Source organism: Catenulispora sp. EB89, from assembly GCF_041261445.1.
In the GTDB taxonomy this organism is placed as follows: domain Bacteria; phylum Actinomycetota; class Actinomycetes; order Streptomycetales; family Catenulisporaceae; genus Catenulispora.
Map to the genome: position 1 here is coordinate 481140 of NZ_JBGCCU010000006.1, position 21234 is coordinate 502373.

The window sequence follows — 21234 nt, forward strand, 5'->3', positions numbered from 1 at the left end:
CGTCTTCGAGGCATCCGCGATCGGTCCTGGCAGAACTCTGCGAACGAGGCTGATTTCCCCTTCCGCAACTACATACCCACCGTAGCAGATGCGTGCGCGCGCATCTAGATGGGAGGGCATCCGGTCCTGAGGTATGCTGCCTGGTGTGAAGGCACCCGTGTCACAGCCACAGATAATTTCGCCGGACCAGGTCAGGGGCTGGTTTGCCCTACTGTTCACGCACGCCACGGTCACCGGGCGGATCGACGCTGTGCTGACGGAACAGCACAAGATCTCCTTCAGCTCCGTCGAGATCCTGTGCTGGCTCCTGGACACCGAGCCGCAGTCGGTCCGAGCCCTGGCCGGCAAACTTGTGAGCGTCAGCCCCACCAGGGCATCACGGCTGGTCCAGGACCTCATCGACGCGGGACACCTGCAGCGCAACGCCGATCAGGGCGACGGACGGGTATCGCTGATCAGCTTCACCGAGAGCGGACGGCAATTCGCCGAGACAATCAAGCGAACGTTCGAAGGGGCAGTGAAGAAGTATTTCGTCGATCCCCTCGATGACGATGACATCGCCGCCATCACCCGGATCTGGGCCAAGCTCGAAGAGCAGTAGGCGGCACCTGAGCAACTGCGACTTGACCAGATCGCTGTACGTCTCCCGGTAAACGCAAGGTCGATACGGCGCGAGCCTTCGCCGCGAGAGTGGCTTGCAGAGCGTTCGAACGATTTGGCGCCCCGGGTGGGCATCGCCTGCATGAATCAAACATCTGACACCGGCTTTAGCCATGATCGATCCGGTTGAGGCCGGGCCAGCCTCCATCCGTTACCGCAATAGTGGCGGTCGTTTCGTCGACGCCGAGTTCGACGGGATGCCGGCGGACGACGTGCTCGGCGGGATGCCGGAGCGCGAGTTCCGCTGGTACCGGGGGCGTCGGCACTACTCGGGTTGGTACTGGTCGGCAACGACTGGCCTGCTTCGCGCCTCGCACCCGCCCGACGAGCACGAACACGAACACGAACACCACGTAACCACGAGAACTGTGCGCTCAAAGAGCGCTGCCAAGAACACCAGCAGAGGAAAGGTCGCTGCGCTCCCCCGCTGCCGGCCCCGGACGGAGTCTGGCAGCTCGGGAACCGGCTGCGGCGGCCGACTACGGAACAGAGCCGTAGGTGGTCGGCAAGCGCCCGGGGGTCCAGGCGGTCAGGCCGGTGGACAGTGGTGGAGGAGCCGCAGCCAACTTCAGGGCGTGAGCCCGGGCATGTTCGCAAACTTGGGTGCGAGCCCGTGGCCGACTGGCGAGTCCGGCGGCACCGTGCTCGGCGAACCGGGCCACCCAGCGGTCGACGGTTTGCAGGGACACGCCGCACTGCGCGGCGACTTCGCCACGAGCGAGCCCGTGCCTGCGCACCAGCACCATCCGGGCCCGCACCGCTACGTCCTGCGGCGTGTTGGGGAAAGCCCCCAGCTCGCGACGCTCCGCTAGCCGCTCCTCGGACTGGTCCATCCCGGAGGCTCCTGCCGTACCAGATGATCAGTGTAACGTGACAGGCTCACAGATCCACTGACATATAGCATGAAACAGTCCCATAACGGCAAAACGAATAGACCCTGGGGCTCCAGCTGGCGACAGGTCAACATCAGGCCTGACAAGCGGAAATACAACACCCGAGGCGTCGCCGGTTGAAGGTTTCCTCGAGTTCGCGCGTCGAAAAACACCTGCTGAACTGCGGAAATACGTCGCAGGTTCGTGCCGCCGGCGGGGCTCCATGCAGATCGGTCCATGTCGCGCAGGCCGCTGACCTGCGATCCTTCAAGATCGCGATGGAATGGACTCTGCCGTAGCCGGGCCGTCGCGCCTCGATTGCCACAGGCTCTACGGCCGACGCCCATCGATGCATGCCGCCAAGTGTCCCCCACGGGGTACTGGATACGCAGCCGAGGCAACTACGTCACGGCAGCAGATCCTTGGTCGACGCGCCTGGGGTACAACTCCCGGCTGCAGCAATGGCGACGACATGCTGTCCTCATCAACGGAATGGGATCACAGCTTCACAGTGGCCTTAAGGCGGCCGTGGGACCGGGGTCATCACGCCGACAACCCCAGTCCCACGGGCTGTCCTGATCGCAAGAACGCGCCGACACCGCCGGCGTGCAGTCACTAAGCCCGCCGAGACGCTCGGGGTCAGCGACTGCGCCGCCGTTGGTGAATGCCGCACGGGAAGCGGCCCTGGTACCCCTGGCGCCGGTTGATTCTCAGGTGGCCCCGCGGCGCCTCCGGCTATTCGCCAGCAGGAGCTTCGTGTCTGCGCCGCAAACACCAGCCGCATGGCGGTTTTCGGTGAGGGGTTAGTGCCGCTGCCGCGCCTTCCGATTCGTCGGCAACGCGCAGTGGCGTTTACACACCCTCAAAACAGCGGTGCCGGGCCTGGATCGGCAGTGTGTCGACCGCCGATCGGCCGCAACTCGACAACGTCGCCAGCTGCTGTCGCCTTGGCACGGCTGTCCGGTAGCGAGGCCTCGCTGCACACCGGTTTGGCTACCTATGCAGTCTCGCCGCTGCGCCCGAGGTTGTGTTGTGGGCGCGCCCTGATTCGATACAGCAAGCAACCGATAGAACGCTTGAAGTGAGATCACGAATGACAGAACTTACCCGGCGAGACGCGAGAGCCCGCCTCGCGGTGCCAACCGTAGCAATGCTCCCCAAGATCGCCGATTCGCTGTCCTTTCTCTACCTCGACATCGTCCGTGTGGTGCAAGACGACACCGGTGTCTGCGCGCAGATCGAGACAAGACGCGGAACAGAGACGGTCTACATCCCGACCGCCGCCCTGTCGTGTGTTCTCCTCGGCCCCGGCACGTCTGTGACCTCGCGAGCGATGGCCACCTTCGCACGCCACGGCACGACAGTCGTCTTCGTGGGCGCCGGCGTTGTGCGAACCTACTCCGGTGTCCAGCCCAGCTCCCTGACAACCACCTGGCTCGAACACCAGGTGAGGGCCTGGGCCAACGAAGACTCCCGGCTCGACGTGGCCAGACGCATGTACCACAAGCGATTCGATGACGACCTTCCCGAGGACATCACCCTCGCACAGCTCCGAGGGCTGGAAGGACACCGGATGAAGGCTGTCTACCGCCTTCATGCAGAGCGCCAGCGGATCGGCCGTTTCAAGCGGAACTACGACCCGGAACGCTGGCACGACCAAGACCCGGTCAACGTGGCGCTCTCGGCCGCGAACGTCTGCCTCTACGGCGTGGCCCACGCCGCAGTGTTGGCCATGGGATGCAGTCCGGCACTCGGCTTCGTCCACACGGGAACCCAGCACTCATTCCTCTTCGACATCGCCGACCTGTACAAGGCAGAGCTGACCATCCCTTTGGCTTTCGCCTCGCACGACAGCCCGGACCCCGAGCAGGCAGTTCGGCGCCATTTGCGGGAGGGGATGCGGCTTTTCCGTTTCATGCCGCGGATCGTCACTGATATCCAGAATCTTCTGGCGCCGGAGTCGAATACACCGCTCAGCCGACAGCCAGAGTCGGATCTGGTTTACCTGTGGGACCCACAGCACGGTGCGCTGGCCTCAGGCATCAACTACGCAGAAGGGGACTGAGTATGGCCTCCATGGTCGTCATCGCCACGACTGCGGTTCCAGACTCGCTCCGTGGCGCATTGAGCCGCTGGACGATCGAGGTCCTCCCGGGCATCTTCGTCGGGACCATGTCAGCTCGTGTCAGGGACGAGCTGTGGCAGGCGACGAGCGCGGTCGTCGGCGGCGGAGCGGCAATGTTGATTCATCCAGCGGCCAACGAGCAGGGCTTTGAGTTGTCGACTGCTGGACTGCGGCGCCGTGTTCCCATCGATCTAGATGGGCTTACTCTTATGCGGATGGTGGCGCCGCAGGAGCTGTCTTTGGTCAAGGATCTGTAAAGCGCTTCTTCAACCGCAGGTCAGCAAGAGTCCGTCCCCACCGCGTGGGGGTGAGCCCGGGTTCAACCTCATGTCAGTCCCCCTGCGATGGTCCGTCCCCACCGCGTGGGGGTGAGCCTGTGGGCCAGGACGCCGATGTGGTCGAGTACGGGTCCGTCCCCACCGCGTGGGGGTGAGCCCGATCGGGATCTGTCCGCGGCGGAGCGTACCGCGTCCGTCCCCACCGCGTGGGGGTGAGCCCGGACCAACTGAACCGTCTGGCGGGCGCCTAGGGTCCGTCCCCACCGCGTGGGGGTGAGCCCACCCGCGACGGGAACACCGTCGAGCTGCTGCTGTCCGTCCCCACCGCGTGGGGGTGAGCCCGCTGCGCTGATCGCGCTCTGGATCGGCACAGTGTCCGTCCCCACCGCGTGGGGGTGAGCCGGACTCCCAGAGTCTGCTGCCGACCGTCGAGGAGTCCGTCCCCACCGCGTGGGGGTGAGCCCTCGCGGTCGGCCAGGTCACGACGCAGCTCACCGTCCGTCCCCACCGCGTGGGGGTGAGCCTCAGGGCCCAGCACTCGAAGCGGTAGGTGTCCTGTCCGTCCCCACCGCGTGGGGGTGAGCCCGTCGCTGGCGGTCACGCCCGCCAGGTCAGGGAGTCCGTCCCCACCGCGTGGGGGTGAGCCTCTGCTCGGCGGTGTAGAGCGTGGTCACTGTCGGTCCGTCCCCACCGCGTGGGGGTGAGCCCGCCGCGCTGGGCCAGGTTGAGGAGTTGACCGGGTCCGTCCCCACCGCGTGGGGGTGAGCCGATCCAGGCCAGCCAGCCGATCGTCCATGGACTGTCCGTCCCCACCGCGTGGGGGTGAGCCAGGTGGGAACGTCCAGGCAGCCGATGATGTTCAGTCCGTCCCCACCGCGTGGGGGTGAGCCCGCCTCGACGACCTCGCGCACCTCCTGCGAGACCGTCCGTCCCCACCGCGTGGGGGTGAGCCCTCTGGATGAGGTGCCTCGGGACCACGGGTACGGTCCGTCCCCACCGCGTGGGGGTGAGCCCGTCCGCGAGCTCGTCGAGTTCGAGCCCGGGTTGTCCGTCCCCACCGCGTGGGGGTGAGCCAGCCGTGCCAGCCGGCAGCATCGGTCCAGCGGTGTCCGTCCCCACCGCGTGGGGGTGAGCCGAAGACCGCGGTGCTTGTGCTCGCGCCGAAGCCGTCCGTCCCCACCGCGTGGGGGTGAGCCCCCGCCGCCGGAGCTACCGCCGGATCCGATCAGGTCCGTCCCCACCGCGTGGGGGTGAGCCGTACATCGCGGTCCTCACCGGCCTCTACATCGTGTCCGTCCCCACCGCGTGGGGGTGAGCCCGCCGAGTCCATCAAGCACGCCACCCTCTACCTGGTCCGTCCCCACCGCGTGGGGGTGAGCCGAAGGCGGACTCGAACTTCCGGCACGACGGCTGGTCCGTCCCCACCGCGTGGGGGTGAGCCCGTGCCGCGGCCATCATGGCTGGGATCACCTCGGTCCGTCCCCACCGCGTGGGGGTGAGCCCGACAACCGGCGGTATCTACTAACCGCGGTCATGTCCGTCCCCACCGCGTGGGGGTGAGCCCGTCGACAGCGCGGTGGTGATGCTGGCGTTGACGTCCGTCCCCACCGCGTGGGGGTGAGCCGGCGGCGGCGGCCTCGGCAGTGGGTGCGAGGGTGTCCGTCCCCACCGCGTGGGGGTGAGCCCACCGCGGCGGCCGGGACCTCGCCGCCGTGGAAGTCCGTCCCCACCGCGTGGGGGTGAGCCTTCGACACCCAGCTGCGGCCCGGACCGCCGAGCGTCCGTCCCCACCGCGTGGGGGTGAGCCCCAGGGGCTCGCAGCGATCGAGACGATGGTGGCGTCCGTCCCCACCGCGTGGGGGTGAGCCCTCCGGCGAGGCGCCGGTGTCCTCACTGAACCAGTCCGTCCCCACCGCGTGGGGGTGAGCCGGTCCACACCCGCGCGGCGGCGGAGGGTCTTGTGTCCGTCCCCACCGCGTGGGGGTGAGCCCACCTACGGCTCCACCGCGGCGCCGTTGGACTTGTCCGTCCCCACCGCGTGGGGGTGAGCCGAGCGTGTGGCGGCGATCGAGGAACGACTCGACGTCCGTCCCCACCGCGTGGGGGTGAGCCCGTTTCGACGTCGGCCTCGTGCAGCACGCCGTGGTCCGTCCCCACCGCGTGGGGGTGAGCCGATCAGCAAGTAGAGAATCTGGCCCTCTTCCTCGTCCGTCCCCACCGCGTGGGGGTGAGCCGGTCAAGGTCGACGAGACGGGCCTGTCGGACTTGTCCGTCCCCACCGCGTGGGGGTGAGCCTGCACCGCCCGCGAGCCGGGGACCGTCGAGGACGTCCGTCCCCACCGCGTGGGGGTGAGCCGATCATTAGGTGGGAACGCCGCCGGGTTGCGCCGTCCGTCCCCACCGCGTGGGGGTGAGCCGCACCGACGCGGGGCCGGCCCCGCTCGTCGACGGTCCGTCCCCACCGCGTGGGGGTGAGCCCGGGTCAGGCGCAGGAAACATCGGCGGTAGCCTGTCCGTCCCCACCGCGTGGGGGTGAGCCGACGCAGATGGCGCTCGGGGGGGCTTCAAGCAGTCCGTCCCCACCGCGTGGGGGTGAGCCTCCCTCGAACCAGCTGGTCACGGTGATCGATGAGTCCGTCCCCACCGCGTGGGGGTGAGCCGCATCTCCAGCGCCCGGTTCGGGATCGCGAACCGTCCGTCCCCACCGCGTGGGGGTGAGCCGGTCGAGACCGCGGCCAGCAACGCCGCGGACCAGTCCGTCCCCACCGCGTGGGGGTGAGCCCTCTGGTGGCGCCTCTCCTGATGTCGTCCAGCCGTCCGTCCCCACCGCGTGGGGGTGAGCCGATCCCGGCGCTGCTGCTGTCGATGGAGATGCGGTCCGTCCCCACCGCGTGGGGGCGAGCCGATGTCGCTCATCCATAGACCTCCGCCCAGGGGGTCCGTCCCCACCGCGTGGGGGTGAGCCCACCGTGAACCCCGCCCTGGGTAATCCTGGGGCGTCCGTCCCCACCGCGTGGGGGTGAGCCCGCACCGTGGACGAGATGCTGTAGGCCACGGGAGTCCGTCCCCACCGCGTGGGGGTGAGCCCGGAGCCTCGCTCGGAAACGGCCAGGTGATTACGTCCGTCCCCACCGCGTGGGGGTGAGCCCGCGACGATCATCGTCGGTGTCGGGGGCGCCGGTGTCCGTCCCCAACGCGTGGGGGTGAGCCCGCTACTTGGCACCGTATGACAGTCTCCATACCGTCCGTCCCCACCGCGTGGGGGTGAGCCCCTGTGCGTGGGCGAGAGCGAGGCAGCCTGATGGTCCGTCCCCACCGCGTGGGGGTGAGCCGGATCGCCGACCGCATCCCTATGACCTGCGATCGTCCGTCCCCACCGCGTGGGGGTGAGCCTATGTCGTCGACCAGCAGAACCCGAGCCTCCGAGTCCGTCCCCACCGCGTGGGGGTGAGCCCCCCCCCCGCCGGTCGGGCGGCCGGCGGGGGAAGCCGTCCGTCCCCACCGCGTGGGGGTGAGCCGGCGCGTGCGATGGACACCGTGGGGTCGTACGCGTCCGTCCCCACCGCGTGGGGGTGAGCCGCCTCGACGTTGATCACGATGATGCCGCTGCTGGTCCGTCCCCACCGCGTGGGGGTGAGCCCTCGACGCGGGCGGCGGCGGCCTTGCGGCGTACGTCCGTCCCCACCGCGTGGGGGTGAGCCCGACCGCAGCGCGACCAGTCGCGCCCGCATGGTGTCCGTCCCCACCGCGTGGGGGTGAGCCCATCCGACGGAGCATGTGCGGATGGACGTGGTCGTCCGTCCCCACCGCGTGGGGGTGAGCCCCCGAGACCGTTCGAGAGGTCAGCTATGAGCAGGTCCGTCCCCACCGCGTGGGGGTGAGCCGTATTCCAGGATCTGCGGGTAGTCCGCGTCGTCGTCCGTCCCCACCGCGTGGGGGTGAGCCCACCGGGCGCGACAAGGAAGACCGCCTCGCCGAGTCCGTCCCCACCGCGTGGGGGTGAGCCGGTCCGCAGCGGGGTGATTCGCCGCTCCTGCGAGTCCGTCCCCACCGCGTGGGGGTGAGCCCTTCTGTGCGCGCTCGACCGCCTCCGGGTGGCCGTCCGTCCCCACCGCGTGGGGGTGAGCCTGAGGCCGCGGTGCTCCTGGACGTCGCGCGACAGTCCGTCCCCACCGCGTGGGGGTGAGCCTACGCCGACGCCGTGGTCGCCTGGGCTGGGCGGGTCCGTCCCCACCGCGTGGGGGTGAGCCGTTGTCGGGGTTTTCTGGCCGCTTGCCACGCCGGTCCGTCCCCACCGCGTGGGGGTGAGCCGCTGAACGAGAAGTTCCGGCCGATCATGTCGTTGTCCGTCCCCACCGCGTGGGGGTGAGCCGTCGAGAGTGCCGAGGAAGAGGGCCAGATTCTCGTCCGTCCCCACCGCGTGGGGGTGAGCCCTGCGGGTGGCGCACTCCGCTGTAGACCTTGATGTCCGTCCCCACCGCGTGGGGGTGAGCCCGTGCTGCTTGCGGCACAGGTGATCCTGAAGCAGTCCGTCCCCACCGCGTGGGGGTGAGCCCAGCTGCGTGCCGGTCGTGGTGCTGTTGTTCGGGTCCGCCCCCACCGCGTGGGGGTGAGCCTCTGCTGTATTCGGCGGCCGCGGTCATGATGGGGTCCGTCCCCACCGCGTGGGGGTGAGCCCTCCAAGAGCCTGATGGCGCAGCAGCTGACCAAGTCCGTCCCCACCGCGTGGGGGTGAGCCCCGCAGGGCCGGAATCTGGCCCTGACCTGCAAGGTCAGTCCCCACCGCGTGGGGGTGAGCCCGGCGACAGGCCTCGCCGCCGGGTCCGTGCCGTGTCCGTCCCCACCGCGTGGGGGGTGAGCCCGGAACGTCGCTGTGCCCCGGCCGGCGCCGAGCGTCCGTCCCCACCGCGTGGGGGTGAGCCTGTCCTTCACAGCCTGTCGTCGCGCCTCATCCTGTCCGTCCCCACCGCGTGGGGGTTAGCCCGACAAGACGGCGTACCGGGTCGTGTCCAGGGTGTCCGTCCCCACCGCGTGGGGGTGAGCCGCCGAGCGCGTCCGCCCAGGCGATCAGGTGCTTGTCCGTCCCCACCGCGTGGGGGTGAGCCCACGACCGCGCGCGCCGAACACGACTTCCTCGTCCGTCCCCACCGCGTGGGGGTGAGCCGCCGCACCCGACCGCGACCTGTACATCGGCTGGGTCCGTCCCCACCGCGTGGGGGTGAGCCGCCATCGGGCATCGGCGCGGCCAGCTCCTCGGTGTCCGTCCCCACCGCGTGGGGGTGAGCCCCAGATCGCCGACCTGAACAACGCGCAGGCAGAGTCCGTCCTCACCGCGTGGGGGTGAGCCTGCGCCGCTGGACCACCGAGCGCCCGGAGCCGGTCCGTCCCCACCGCGTGGGGGTGAGCCTCTGACCGCGGCTCGTGCCGCCGGCACCGTCAGTCCGTCCCCACCGCGTGGGGGTGAGCCGGTCGAGAGAGATCATCCCGGAGCGCTTCGTCAGTCCGTCCCCACCGCGTGGGGGTGAGCCCGGTGCCGCCTCCGTCATGCCGGTCCAGGTGCCGTCCGTCCCCACCGCGTGGGGGTGAGCCGGCGTACTCGATGTTCTGCTGCGCACAGAAACTGTCCGTCCCCACCGCGTGGGGGTGAGCCGGCGAAGCAGATCGACCGGCTCTATACCCGCATGTCCGTCCCCACCGCGTGGGGGTGAGCCCTCTGCGGGCAGGCGCTTGGCCGTTGCAGGTGCGTCCGTCCCCACCGCGTGGAGGTGAGCCAGTCGCCACTGCGTGCGTCTGTGTTGTGTGCGTTGGGAGTCCGTCCCCACCGCGTGGGGGTGAACCGTCCGGGAGTCCGGCAGTACGGTGGGCAGGGAGGTTCGTCCCCACCGCGTGGGGGTGAGCCCTGGGCCCCATGCCATTCCTCGGAGGCTCCCTCGTCGATCCCCACCGCGTGGGGGTGAGCCTGTCGCGCCGAGGTAAGCGGCCTGGCCGGGCCGGGCCGTCCCCACCGCCTGGGGGGTGAGGCGTCCGACTCTTTCTCGTGCGCGTCCTCCTGGCCGTCCGTCCCCACCGCGTGGGGGGTGAGCCCGATGACCTGGGCGTAGCACTGTCGGAGGTCATGTCGATCCCCACCGCGTGGGGGTGAGCCCGTACGTCGGTCAATATCCCCGGGCGTAAGCCAGTCCGTCCCCACCGCGTGGGGGGGTGAGCCGCCGCCGGCCACCCAGTTCTCAATCTCGTCGTCGTCCGTCCCCACCGCATGGGGGTGAGCCCAGCCAGCGGTTCGCGTACCGCACGATTACCTGGTCTGTCCCCACCATATGGGGGTGAGCCCAGCCACCAGGTGGTGGGCAGCATCGCGGCCTGGTAGGTCCCAACTGCGAGGGATGAGTCGGCGCAGGCCATGGAGGTGGGGCGGAACCGTCGCCCGTCCCCACCTCATCATGGTGGACTGCTGGTCTGAATGACGGACGGGACGGACGGTTCAGTCCGTTGGGCTGCCGCGTGGGATCGAGGGTGGCCGTGTCCGTGTGAAGCAGTTGTGCTTGTGCTCGCCTGCGCACATCACTGAATCAACGCGACGCTGAGTAGCCCACACCCGAAGGACTTGCCTCGCCCAATCCCCTTCCGTATAGCTTGCACGACGGCTTCGGGGTCGGTGACAGTGGCCTGTCCGTCGAATTGGCTGGCGGCATGCTGGGCGTGGGGCGTGCCTGGTACCCGCCGGGCCCGGATGTCGTCGTGCGTCGTGGTAGCGGCTGAGGTGATCTGCAGGCCGTTGCGTGCCGCGCGCTGCTCCCACCAAGCCTGGATGGCGTCTGGACTTCGCAGGGCTATGACCTGTCCAGGTTTGCCCTCGCTGCCGACGTATTCGCGGGGCAGGCGTTTGCTGGTGTTGGCTGTGATCCGGTAAGCGATCGATGTGCCGACTTGGAGAGCTGCGAGCAGGTTGTGCAGGGATCGGGGCTCGGGAACGTGCGCGTAGCCGTCGGGAAGGTTGGCCAGTGTGGGTTCGATGCCGGTCTGGGCCAGGATCCTGATTCCGGCACGGGTGTGTTCGATGCGGTAGAGGACGGCGGCGGTGCTGCGGGCGTGGTCTCCGAGGTCGTCGCGAACCAGGGACATGACGCGGCGGTGGACGGCCCCGGCGTCGGCGAGGTCACGGCGGGCCGCGGGATGGTTCAGGTTCAACTGGAGGCTGACCAGCCACGGCCCGGTCATGCTGGAGCCGCTTGGACGAGGGTGGCCCCGGCGATGCCCCGCAGGTGCTGGGCGATGCGGTCCATGTAGTGGATCCCCAGGCCCGCGCACAAGGCGGCGGGCAGATCGCGTGGTTCCAGAAGGACGCGGCGGCTGGTGTAGCGGCGGTTGAATCGGCCGAAGGACTGTGGAACGTCCCAGACCTCGTGCTCGATGCCGGGACCGGCTGCGTCGCCTTCGGAGTCCGCCGGGGCCTCGCGTACGAAGTCCACGCTGACGGTGTCCTGGCCGCGTGGGGCGATGCGGGGCAGCGGGAAGATGTCCAGGTGCCCGAGCGCGTCTTCCAGCCCGGTGGCCAGCAGGACCGGTTCGGCCGGGGGGCAGGAGCGGCGGCCCAGGTACAGCGGCCACACCGGTGCGGCCAGGGCGCTGGAGATCTCGTCGATGACGTGGTCGGGGCCGTCCAGGGCGACGAGGAACGCGGCGTCGGCCAGATAGTGACGGCGGGAGATCAGGGCGTTGGCCTTGCTGCGGTAGGCCGGTTTGTGGCGTTCGCTTTCGGCGGTGGGGACGGTGGCGTTCCTGGGCAGGCCGCCGCCGACGGTGTGGAAGTCGACGGTGTCGGTGCCGGCGCGGTCGACGCGGATGGTGATCTGCAGCAGGTTCAGCTCGCCCGGTGGCTGGCTGCGGTCCCGGCCCAGGGCGCAGGACAGCAGGCCGGTGATGCCTGAGCGGGTGGGGAAGGCCAGGGTGTCGCGTTCGGCGAAGGTGGAGTGCTCGCCCCAGGATTGCAGTGGCCCGGCCAGTCTGAGCAGCGCGCCGGTCACGAGGCCGCCTGGGTGGCGGCGTGGACGGCGGCGTCGATGAGTGTGGTGTAGGAGCTGTGGCGGTCGCCGAGTCCGGCGAGGTCTTTGTCGTCCACACCGGCGTGTCCGGCGAACAGGCGGCCGGTCGAGCCCCACAGGGTGTCAATGCGTCCGCTGTATTCGGCGAGCTTCTGCCGGGAGGGCAGGGCCCAGCCGCCCTCGCCGGCGGGCCGCACGGGCTGTTCGAAGGCGGGCGCCAGGGAGATGGGCCGGTCGCCGCGGACGGCGATGTGCACGAGGTCGGGGATGGTGCGCGGTGCGGTGGAGTTCTTCTTGCTCTCCGGCAGGGCGTCGAGGAAGGTGGCCAGGAACGCCCGGGTGACCTCCAGCGCGCCGGCCCGGTCGGCGGACAGGTTTTTGGTGAGTTCGTCCAGGTCGATTGCGGCGTAGCGGTAGAAGGTGCCGGAGGAGAACTCTGCGGTGCTCATGTGGCCGCTGCCCTGAACCTGTAGGGCGTCATCGACGGCGGTGAAGAAGTCCAGCTCGGGCTCGCTGGCGTGGGTGGTGAAGGCGTGGGCGACCTGCACCGCGCCGTCGACCTGGCCACCGGGGATCTCGGCGAGCATCCGCCCGAACAGCGAGATCATCGAGTTGGTCGCTTTGAGGATCTCGGCGACATCTTTGTCTGGCAGGACCTGGGTGGGCTTTTTGGACCCGGCCTGCACCTCTAGTGCGGACCTGTGCTCGCGGCACAAGGCGGCGAGTCTGGCCGGGGTATCGGCGGGGACGAACAGCAGGACCTTGGTCTGGGGGACGTCGGCGTCCTTGGCTTTCTCCGATTTCAGGTCACCGGCGGCCGACAGCAGCTGGTTGACGGCCAGCTGTGCCAGCTCTGTGGCCCAGCCGTCGGCCACCAGGAGTTCGAACAGCTCGCGGGTGATCAGGCGGGTACGCACTGCGGGCTGTCCGAGTTGGTCCTGCAGCTGAACGCGGATCGCGCGCTTCCAAGCCTGGCTGGACACCCGCGTACGCTCCGCCCCGCCGTAGATCACGGTTTTGGGGCGGTTGTTCTCGTCCCGGTTCAGGTTGACGTAGGAGAACGTCTGCAGGGCGTGGACATCGATGAACCGTGCACGGGTCATGTCGGGTCGCTGTCTTTCTCGAGAGTGGAATCGGTGTCCTGGTTGGGATCGGGGTTGTCGCTGGACAGCGCCGCCCGGTGGTAGGTGTGCAGCCAGCGCGTGGCGATCTCGGCACGATGCCGGTCCCAGCGAGCCAGGTCCAGCAGCAGCGCGGCCCAGTCCGGACGGCGGCCGACGGTGATCAGCCGATCGGTTATGGAGGGGAGCCGTTGGCGCAGGCCAGCAGCGCTGGTGCGGGCCAGGGCGTGAATCTGGTCGGTGGTCGAGTCCCTGTTCAGGTCCCCGGCGGCGACGGCCAGCCCCAGCACCGCGGCCAGCGGCAAAGGACGTGCGGCCAGCGGCTTGCGGTTCGCGGCCTGCGCCGGCTCTGAGGCCTCGGCGACCAGGTCTTCACGTGGTTCCGCAGTTTCCGGCGCGGCGTCGTGACCGGAGACGGCGTCGCTATCGGGGTCGTCGTCGGGGCCGGCCGAGCGCCTGACGTGCTCCTCCTCGGCGACGATGGCCGCGATGGTGTAGCAGGCGAGTTGCCAGTCCCCCACATCAATACCTGCAGGGCTCTGGCGGCCCTGGTGCTGTTCGACTGCGGCCATCGAGGCTTCCACGACGCCGAATACCGCCTCCCCCAGCCGGTAGCGCCGCGTCTGCGCTTTCGAGCGGCGCAGCGCCGCCCTCGCCCCGTTGTCACCGCACCTGATGCGGACCTGCTGGACGAACAGGTTGGCCGCCGCCGTATTGGGGCCGGGGGCTGTCTGTGCGGTCAATGTGCTGGTCCTCTTCCTGGCCGCGGCCGCTTGCGGTTTCGGGAAGAACCGGGCGCGGCCCAGTTCCACGGCATAGATCGTCTGGGGTCGGGTCGAGCGGTTGGCTCTGGTGGTGCGGTCGTAGGCGTCCAGGGCCACGAGCCGGAACCGGCGCAGCGGGGCCACTGTGTCTCCTTCGCGCACGGCTCTCCAGAAGGCCTGCTCGGCGGCGGGCCAGTACATGACGGCGGCCGTCTGCTGCCACAGCTGGTCATCGCTGCGGGCGCCGGTGGTCTCCCAGGCGGTGCCGATAGCTGTCTTGAGTTGCCAGGCGGCGTTGTCCGCCGCGGCACGCAGCTTGGCGATCTGCTCGGTAGCCTGCGGGTTCTGCTGGACCGCCCAGCGCAGGACGCCGGCCGGGGTGTCGGCGGTGAACCATTGCCGGTCGGTGGTTTTGCCGTCCTGGTCAAACCCCAAGGCTCTGATCCGCAGTTGCCCGTGCACATCCGGCGGCAGCGACGTGGCACTGTGCTCCATCGCGGCGGGCTGGTCCACCAGACGCCCTTTCGCGGTGTCCTGGTGCGACCGGTAACCCAGCAATGCGTCCAGGTCCCGCCACAGCGCGCGCTCGGCAGTGGTGGAGTGCGGAAACCGTGCTTCCTTGACGGTGACGTAGGCCAGGTACGGATCGTCGGCCGGCACGGCCTCCCCGCGTACGCCCCACGTCAGGTAGGCCTGGGCTACGTGGCCGGTGTCGATCCCGCCTTTGGCGTCGGCGGCCGGCCGCAGCAGCAGCGCATGGCGTCCGCGCGTGGTGAGCAGTTCGGTGAACCGGGCAGGCCGCGACGGCAGGGCCAGGGCGTCGGGGAGCTCCGGCTGTTCCCAGGGGCAGCCCAGTTCGTCCTGGTCAAGGTCGACGCCCTTGCTGGGAAGGATGTTGACCAGCAGCGATTGGAACAGGCTGGTCCCGATCTGGTGGTAGGACACCGCCCGACGCAGCGGTCCGGCCTTGGTGTCGGCCGCGTTCACCTCTCCGGCCTTGCGGGCAGTGCACCGGCCGGCCGGGCCGTAGTACATCTGGGCTATGAGATGCCACACCGCCTCTGCGGTTCGCAGCGGCTGCGGATCGGCGTCGATGTTGTGGTCGAACCACACCTGGTTGTTGCCAGAGGTCCGGGACAGCACCAGCCGGTTGACACCCGAGCTCTTCTCGCACTGCCGGGCCAGCCGCGGGTCCTGCAGCCAGGGCCGTTCGGCGTCGAAGACGTCGAAGCGGTCAGCATAGGTCTTGAAGTATCCGGTAATGTCCTCGATCTTGAACCGCCCGGCATCCAAGGCCTCATCACGCCGGTCCTGCCAGGCCTCGACCCGCCCGGCAGGCCGGTCCAAACCGGTGATCCTCGCGGTGATCGCGTACAAGATCCGCCACAGCCCCGACTGCGCTGGCGGCACCGGCACAGCCAGATCCTGGATCTCGTGGGCACGCTCGAACAGCTCCAGCAGCCCCACTTCCCGCGTCTGACCGCCGGTCTCCCGCACCGGAATCCACGGCTGCGTCAGCAGGTCGAACCCCGGTGCTCCCCGGCCCCCGACCCCACCGTATGACGGCTCGGCCACAGTCCTCCCCCCTCTGCCTGGCTGACTCCTCAACAAGCCACTGTCCGTATCCAGCAGAAAGCTAACAGTGCCCACCGACACCGGGCGGGGTTTCGCCCCATCGAGCCGGTGCGGCAGCAACACCACCCCGGCCAGATGCGGATCATCCGCCCAGCACACCGGCGGGACGTTCTCCGGGCCCAGATCCTTCGCCCACGCCCCGCGACGCACCGGGATGCACCAGCGGCGCACCTGACGCACCTGCGCCCGCGACGGCCGGCCCCTGTATCCGAGACCGACCTCCGGCAGTGTCTCGGTGCACCCCGGGTCCAGCCACCGCCGACCCGCCGCGTCCACGAAACAGCACAGCATCTGCACCGAATCGGCATCCAACCGAGTCAAGGCATGCTCATCAGGCAGATAGGACCGCGAGAACTCGTACAGGTCCTGCATGTCCGCCGGCGCCGGGATCATCCGGGTCGCGGCCTCGCCCGCCGCGGCCTGGTCCGCACCCAGCCGTGCCAGCGCCGCCTGCTGGATCGCGGCGTCATCGGTACCGTCGAAGCCCCGGTATACGCGCTCGACAAGGTCTTGCACGTCGTCAGGGATCTTAACGACCTTGACTTGGCCAGCATCCACGCGCTTGGACCCGAACAAGGCCTCGGTGGTGTGGCCCAGCAGATCGTCACCGTAGATCAAGCCATCGGCAATGGGCGCTTCCAGCTCGCCTGCAGCATTCACCGGCACCAAGACGACCAAGCCGGGCACGGGAAAGGCGCCGCGCTCCTCGGCGGGTCGCCGGTGCCGATGGCCGCGTCCGGAACGTTGCAGCAGCTGTGCCACGGGCGCCAGATCGGACACGACCACGTCGAAGTCAAAATCCAGACTCTGCTCGGCGACCTGCGTCGCAACCACGATCGCCGACTTCGGCCGCGCCCCCGGCGCCTCCGATCGCGGCCTGCCGAACTTCGCCTCCAAGTCCGACGTGATCTGCTGCCTCTGCCACAGGGGGAAACGTGCGTGCAACAGGTGCACCTCCGGCCGCCTCTCGGCCGGCCAGGACGACACAAGTTCCCGAATCTCCGCAAACGTCTGTTGCGCTGATGCGACCGTGTTCCGCAGCACCAGGGCACAGCCGCCTATGCGCGCCATCGGAGCCAGCACCTCGCCGATCCGCGCCAGGTCCTCAACGGGTTCGGCCGCGCCCCCGACGCGGTAGGGCTGGGCGCTGACGGTCAACTCCACCGTCGGCACCTCCACCTGGCCGCCGGTAACGGCCCGGGTCTCGGCGTCGATGTGTACCCATCCCGGATACGGCAGGTCGAAGGCCGGCGGCCGCCCATCCGGGCATGCTCCCTGCCACCACGCCCGCACCAGCGACTTGGACACCGAACCCGGCAGCGTCGCCGACAGCAGGACCACCGGCGCCCCGCACGCCCCCAGCCAGGCCAGCACCCGCCGCAACAACGCCTGCTGATAGGCGTCATAGGCATGCGCCTCGTCCACGACCAGAACCTTGCCCGTCAGACCCGTCAACCGCAGCACGTTGTGGCGCGTCGGCAAAACGGACAACAGCACCTGGTCGATCGTGCCGACCGAGATCGGCGCGAGCATCCCCCGCTTGTTGCCCCGCAGCCACTGCGAGGCCAACGCCACCCGACCAGGGCCGCCGCGGTCGTCCTCGCTGAGGACGCGTTCAGTCGCCGACTCCTGCGTCGTCGGGTCATACCGCTCGTTCAGATCGGCCATTCCGTGCACCAGCGCCAGCGTCGCAGGCTCCTCCAGGTTGTGCTCTGCGTACCCCAGCAGCCGGTCGAACATCTGGTCCGCAGTGGCCATTGTCGGCAACGCAAAATGCAGCCCCGCAGCGCCGGCAGCACGACCCATCACCGACGCAGCAAAAAGCGCCGTCTCGGTCTTGCCCACGCCCATCGGCGCCGTCACAACCAAGATCCCTGCACCCCGCGCCGCCGACGGCAGCGCAGCCTCAATGCCACATTGAAGATCGTTGGGCTGCGCAATGCCCGGGAAGGCGGCAGCGAACCCGTACTGGCGGATCCGGGGCCGGGTCAGCCCTGATGTGGCCAGCAGTTCCGGCACTACTTGACGACTGGCCACCAGATGCGCCCTCAGACTCTGCTGACCCCCGCCTGACTCGCCGGCCTCCTTCAAGCGCCGACGCAGAAACTCCTCGCCGCTCACCAACCAGTCGGCGATGATCACCGTTCCGGCCACTAGCGCCGCGGCCTCCGGATAGACCCGCGAGGGCGGCTCGACGGAGAGCAGCGCCTTGATCGCCTCGAAATGCTCGGCGCGCTGTTGCTCCCACAGTCCACTGCCCAGCCCGGGAAAGACCTCCGGAACCGTCGTCTGCGCGACCGGCCACCGCACCGCCTCGGAGAACCGCCCGTGATGGCCGCCCAGCACCTGCGCCACCCGCTGTGCCGGACACGACCCCGGTCGGCCCCGAGACCACGGGCTGCCGTAACCGGCACCGGCGAGCTGAAAAGCCACCGACTGCTGGGAGACCCAGTCATGCCGGTAGTCCGAATCAGCCGCCGATGAATACCCCGATGCCAAAAGCTCAGCAAAACGGTCGGCATCGGCACGCTGAAAGCCAGGACTGATCTTGCCCAGATCATGCAGGCCAGCCCAGAACGCCAGCAGCGCACGCCCTGAAGACTCCTGCGCGGTGCCAAGGCCCAGTCCGTCCAGGATCACACGGCGCTGCGACGGGGTCAGGTACTCCTCCCACAGCAGCTCCGCCATCGCTGCCGCATCCAGCAGATGCCAGACCAGTGGGTAGGGACTCGGCAGGTTGCGCGACTTGCCCCACAGCGCCACGTCGACGGCGGCCCGGTGGCCGCCGTCGACGTCAGACATGCCCGTCAACGGGCCGTGCCTGAGAGAGCCGATGGCGCAATGACCAGGGCGGCAAGCGTTGCGAGCGCATAGCAAAAATCGCAAAGGGCTTTGATCTGCTGCGGCTGCCGATCGGTGATCGCGACCAAGCCGACGAGGATCAAGACTGCGACCGCCAAAATCCACTTTGGCAGTTCGCGCGCGAGCGGATGCTGGTTGCGCGAAACCGGCACAAGGAGCATGAGTCCCCCAGACGAGTACGGACGTAGCGCTCAGCGAGCGCACCGTCACGCTCTCACGAGACGAAGATCCACCGCACGAGGATGCAAAAATTCGTCTTTGGTTGGGCCATGCGAGAGTTTCGACCGTCTACTTACATGCGCCGTGTTAGCGGTCGGTCAAGCTGTCTGAACCCCCATACGATGAGGAAGGTTAGGCACGTTAGCCGCGAGGATCGACGGTCTAGGGTGCACCCCCACAGCGTGGGGACCTAACGCCTCCACTGTAGCTAGCGCGCGACGGTCTGGGTCCCGGACCGCACTGTGGTTGGCAATCGCACCGAGCCAAAAACGGCGACCGGCGGTGACGCTCAGCCCGAAATGAACCACCCCGACTCCGCGCCGCAGCGTGATGTGCCCCGGGCATGATCGAGTCAAGATGATGGTTTCTAGGCTACCGACTGGCTCGTCGGTGTCCGTAGTTCGTACTCGATAGGGCTGAGCATGCCGAGTGCGGAGGGTCTTCGCTGTCAATTGTGGAAGATCTCCAGGTACTCGAAGATCGCGTTGGCGAGTTCGATTCGGGTTCGCCAGCGCTGCCGGTTCGACAGTTCAGTCTGCATCCGGCCCCAAAACGACTCCATCAGCACGTTGTCGTAGCAGTCGCCGACCGAGCCCATGCAGGGCACCAGGCCCGAGTCGCGGGCGCGCTTGGTGAACGCCCATCATGTGAACTGGCCGGATTCAACCAGTGGAAGCAAAACCGGCCTGTTGGATTGATAGTAGATCGTTGAGGGCTTCGGCGGGTGTGAGGGGCGGTCGCCGGTGCGCGGGAGCACCCGGCGACTTCGTCGGCGCCCTGCCGCCCGCAGGAACGGCGCACCGCTGCCGCAGAACATCGTGCACGGTCTCGATCATGCGGTCGTCCCGTCACTTGGCGAAGTAGTCGTAAACCGTCTTGTACGGCGGGAAGTCGTGCGGCAGGGATACCTCGGCCGGGACGTCATCCGCTCATCCCAGCGACCAGAACGACCTTGGCATACGGGTTGGCACCGCGGTTCGTCACAGCAAGCGTCCGTCCCCACCGCGTGGGGGGGGTGAGCCCCCATTCCGGTCGGGCTGTCGGTGTATCCGGTGGTCCGTCCCCACCGCGTGGGGGTGAGCCGTCACCATGTATGTCAGTACCCTGGTCGCCGCAGTCCGTCCCCACCGCGTGGGGGTGAGCCCTGCTGGCCCGGCGCGTTGGCCGAGGTGGTGTTGTCCGTCCCCACCGCGTGGGGGTGAGCCGTCGAGGATGGCCGGGATCTGCGCGGCGGTCGCGTCCGTCCCCACCGCGTGGGGGTGAGCCGTCGAGGATGGCCGGGATCTGCGCGGCGGTCGCGTCCGTCCCCACCGCGTGGGGGTGAGCCGCCGGGAGTCCGGGAGTCCGGCAGTACGGTGGGGTCCGTCCCCACCGCGTGGGGGTGAGCCCATCCGGAGGCATCCGGAGGGAGGGCCAGGGTTGTCCGTCCCCACCGCGTGGGGGTGAGCCCCAGTGGCCGCCGCCGTCGGCGGAGACCTCCCAGTCCGTCCCCACCGCGTGGGGGTGAGCCCGTGCCGAGGCCGGCGGCGAGGTTGTAGCCGCGGTCCGTCCCCACCGCGTGGGGGTGAGCCCGAGCCGCCGCTGCCGCCGGGGCAGGGCGCGTAGTCCGTCCCCACCGCGTGGGGCAGGTCCGCTGACGAAACGCTGCGCTCGTGGCTGGAGCAGCCAGTCCCCACCGCATAGGGGTAAGTCCCTGGACCGTCCACCCTGCACGGACCATCGAGCGTCAGTCCCCACGGCTTGGGGGGTGACCCCTCATACTTCATCCCGCGTACTTGCCCCACAGCGCCACGTCGACGGCGGCCCGGTGGCCGCCGTCGACGTCAGACATGCCCGTCAACGGGCCGTGCCTGAGAGAGCCGATGGCGCAATGACCAGGGCGGCAAGCGTTGCGAGCGCATAGCAAAAATCGCAAAGGGCTTTGATCTGCTGCGGCTGCCGATCGGTGATCGCGACCAAGCCGACGAGGATCAAGACTGCGACCGCCAAAATCCACTTTGGCAGTTCGCGCGCGAGCGGATGCTGGTTGCGCGAAACCGGCACAAGGAGCATGAGTCCCCCAGACGAGTACGGACGTAGCGCTCAGCGAGCGCACCGTCACGCTCTCACGAGACGAAGATCCACCGCACGAGGATGCAAAAATTCGTCTTTGGTTGGGCCATGCGAGAGTTTCGACCGTCTACTTACATGCGCCGTGTTACTAGCCGCCGATTGAAGACGTGCTCGCAGTGCACGAAGTCGTGCTCGGTGTTCGGGATCGCGGTGTTCTGTGCGATGTGCGGACGCTTTACCCCGGTCGATGAGCTGGCTGAGGTGATCCAGGTTCAGCGCTCGGTCTTGGACTTGGTCGGTGCCCAGCAGAGCGCGGAGGCCGACCGGTTGCGGGCCGACGGTGCGGCGGACCGGATCCGGAAGAGCAGCGTCAAGGACGCCGCCACCGCCCTGGAGGTGTTCCTGAGCGAGGTGTTCACGGCGAAAGTGCCCAACGCAGCCCAGGTCGCCGGGAACGGCCGTCGGCCCGATCCTGCTGCGCACCGGAGGCACGCTCCCGCCACCGAACGACGTCGTCATCCCGGTGCAGTGAGAGGGTGCGCCCGGGAGCGGTTGTCGTTGCCTGGCGGCACGTTACAACTTCGTGGTACCTGATCTGTCATCA

At 68.8% G+C, this 21234-nt stretch carries 12 protein-coding genes and 2 CRISPR repeat arrays; of the genes, 4 read left to right on the top strand and 8 right to left on the bottom strand.

From position 1 onward, the window contains the following. Positions 1 to 145: 145 nt before the first annotated feature. Positions 146 to 601 (top strand): MarR family winged helix-turn-helix transcriptional regulator, encoded by a 456-nt coding sequence (locus ABH920_RS16530; protein WP_370349862.1) that lies wholly within the window; start codon positions 146 to 148, stop codon positions 599 to 601. A gap of 538 nt (positions 602 to 1139) precedes the next feature. On the opposite strand, the gene ABH920_RS16535 is transcribed toward ABH920_RS16530, so the two are convergent. Beyond that, complete coding sequence (locus ABH920_RS16535) at positions 1140 to 1493, bottom strand: helix-turn-helix domain-containing protein (protein WP_370349863.1); 354 nt, start codon at positions 1491 to 1493, stop codon at positions 1140 to 1142. Positions 1494 to 2625: 1132 nt separating this feature from the next. Between ABH920_RS16535 and cas1e the strand changes: the two genes are divergently transcribed. Next, the gene (gene cas1e, locus ABH920_RS16540) at positions 2626 to 3597 is read left to right on the top strand and encodes a type I-E CRISPR-associated endonuclease Cas1e (RefSeq protein WP_370349864.1); all 972 of its coding nucleotides are present in this window, start codon (positions 2626 to 2628) and stop codon (positions 3595 to 3597) included. A gap of 2 nt (positions 3598 to 3599) precedes the next feature. Further along, on the top strand, positions 3600 to 3914 hold the full coding sequence (gene cas2e, locus ABH920_RS16545) for a type I-E CRISPR-associated endoribonuclease Cas2e (RefSeq protein ID WP_370349865.1): 315 nt from the start codon (positions 3600 to 3602) through the stop codon (positions 3912 to 3914). A gap of 29 nt (positions 3915 to 3943) precedes the next feature. After that, positions 3944 to 10265: a CRISPR direct-repeat array (repeat unit 28 nt; unit sequence GTCCGTCCCCACCGCGTGGGGGTGAGCC). Positions 10266 to 10496: 231 nt separating this feature from the next. On the opposite strand, the gene cas6e is transcribed toward cas2e, so the two are convergent. From cas6e to ABH920_RS16580, 7 genes are all read right to left on the bottom strand, one after another. Next, positions 10497 to 11153: a type I-E CRISPR-associated protein Cas6/Cse3/CasE gene (gene cas6e, locus ABH920_RS16550; RefSeq protein ID WP_370349866.1), complete on the bottom strand. Its 657-nt coding sequence runs from the start codon at positions 11151 to 11153 to the stop codon at positions 10497 to 10499. Further along, on the bottom strand, positions 11150 to 11959 hold the full coding sequence (cas5e, locus tag ABH920_RS16555) for a type I-E CRISPR-associated protein Cas5/CasD (RefSeq protein ID WP_370349867.1): 810 nt from the start codon (positions 11957 to 11959) through the stop codon (positions 11150 to 11152). The genes cas6e and cas5e overlap by 4 nt, the downstream gene beginning before the upstream one ends. After that, positions 11956 to 13080, bottom strand: coding sequence for a type I-E CRISPR-associated protein Cas7/Cse4/CasC (gene cas7e, locus ABH920_RS16560; protein WP_370349868.1), 1125 nt, complete (start codon positions 13078 to 13080; stop codon positions 11956 to 11958). Before cas7e ends, cas5e begins: the two co-directional genes overlap by 4 nt. Beyond that, positions 13077 to 18299 (bottom strand): type I-E CRISPR-associated protein Cse1/CasA, encoded by a 5223-nt coding sequence (gene casA / locus ABH920_RS16565; protein WP_370349869.1) that lies wholly within the window; start codon positions 18297 to 18299, stop codon positions 13077 to 13079. The genes cas7e and casA overlap by 4 nt, the downstream gene beginning before the upstream one ends. A 5-nt stretch (positions 18300 to 18304) precedes the next feature. After that, positions 18305 to 18520, bottom strand: coding sequence for a hypothetical protein (locus ABH920_RS16570; RefSeq protein WP_370349870.1), 216 nt, complete (start codon positions 18518 to 18520; stop codon positions 18305 to 18307). 506 nt (positions 18521 to 19026) lie between these two features. Then, entirely contained in the window at positions 19027 to 19176 is a 150-nt protein-coding gene (locus ABH920_RS16575; RefSeq protein WP_370349871.1) for an integrase core domain-containing protein, read from the bottom strand. Positions 19177 to 19569: 393 nt separating this feature from the next. Beyond that, positions 19570 to 20331: direct repeats of the CRISPR family, unit length 28 nt; unit sequence GTCCGTCCCCACCGCGTGGGGGTGAGCC. 83 nt (positions 20332 to 20414) lie between these two features. After that, positions 20415 to 20630: a hypothetical protein gene (locus ABH920_RS16580; RefSeq protein WP_370349870.1), complete on the bottom strand. Its 216-nt coding sequence runs from the start codon at positions 20628 to 20630 to the stop codon at positions 20415 to 20417. Between the two features lie 195 nt (positions 20631 to 20825). On the opposite strand from ABH920_RS16580, the gene ABH920_RS16585 reads away from it, so the two are divergent. Beyond that, positions 20826 to 21224: a hypothetical protein gene (locus ABH920_RS16585; RefSeq protein WP_370349872.1), complete on the top strand. Its 399-nt coding sequence runs from the start codon at positions 20826 to 20828 to the stop codon at positions 21222 to 21224. Positions 21225 to 21234: the final 10 nt, after the last annotated feature.

Excerpts from the sequence above, each read along its gene's own strand:
- ABH920_RS16535 (WP_370349863.1), bottom strand. The coding sequence starts at position 1,493 with ATGGACCAGTCCGAGGAGCGGCTAGCGGAGCGTCGCGAGCTGGGGGCT.
- cas1e (WP_370349864.1), top strand. The coding sequence starts at position 2,626 with ATGACAGAACTTACCCGGCGAGACGCGAGAGCCCGCCTCGCGGTGCCA.
- cas2e (WP_370349865.1), top strand. The coding sequence starts at position 3,600 with ATGGCCTCCATGGTCGTCATCGCCACGACTGCGGTTCCAGACTCGCTC.
- cas6e (WP_370349866.1), bottom strand. The coding sequence starts at position 11,153 with ATGACCGGGCCGTGGCTGGTCAGCCTCCAGTTGAACCTGAACCATCCC.
- cas7e (WP_370349868.1), bottom strand. The coding sequence starts at position 13,080 with ATGACCCGTGCACGGTTCATCGATGTCCACGCCCTGCAGACGTTCTCC.
- casA (WP_370349869.1), bottom strand. The coding sequence starts at position 18,299 with ATGTCTGACGTCGACGGCGGCCACCGGGCCGCCGTCGACGTGGCGCTG.
- ABH920_RS16570 (WP_370349870.1), bottom strand. The coding sequence starts at position 18,520 with ATGCTCCTTGTGCCGGTTTCGCGCAACCAGCATCCGCTCGCGCGCGAA.
- ABH920_RS16575 (WP_370349871.1), bottom strand. The coding sequence starts at position 19,176 with ATGGGCTCGGTCGGCGACTGCTACGACAACGTGCTGATGGAGTCGTTT.
- ABH920_RS16580 (WP_370349870.1), bottom strand. The coding sequence starts at position 20,630 with ATGCTCCTTGTGCCGGTTTCGCGCAACCAGCATCCGCTCGCGCGCGAA.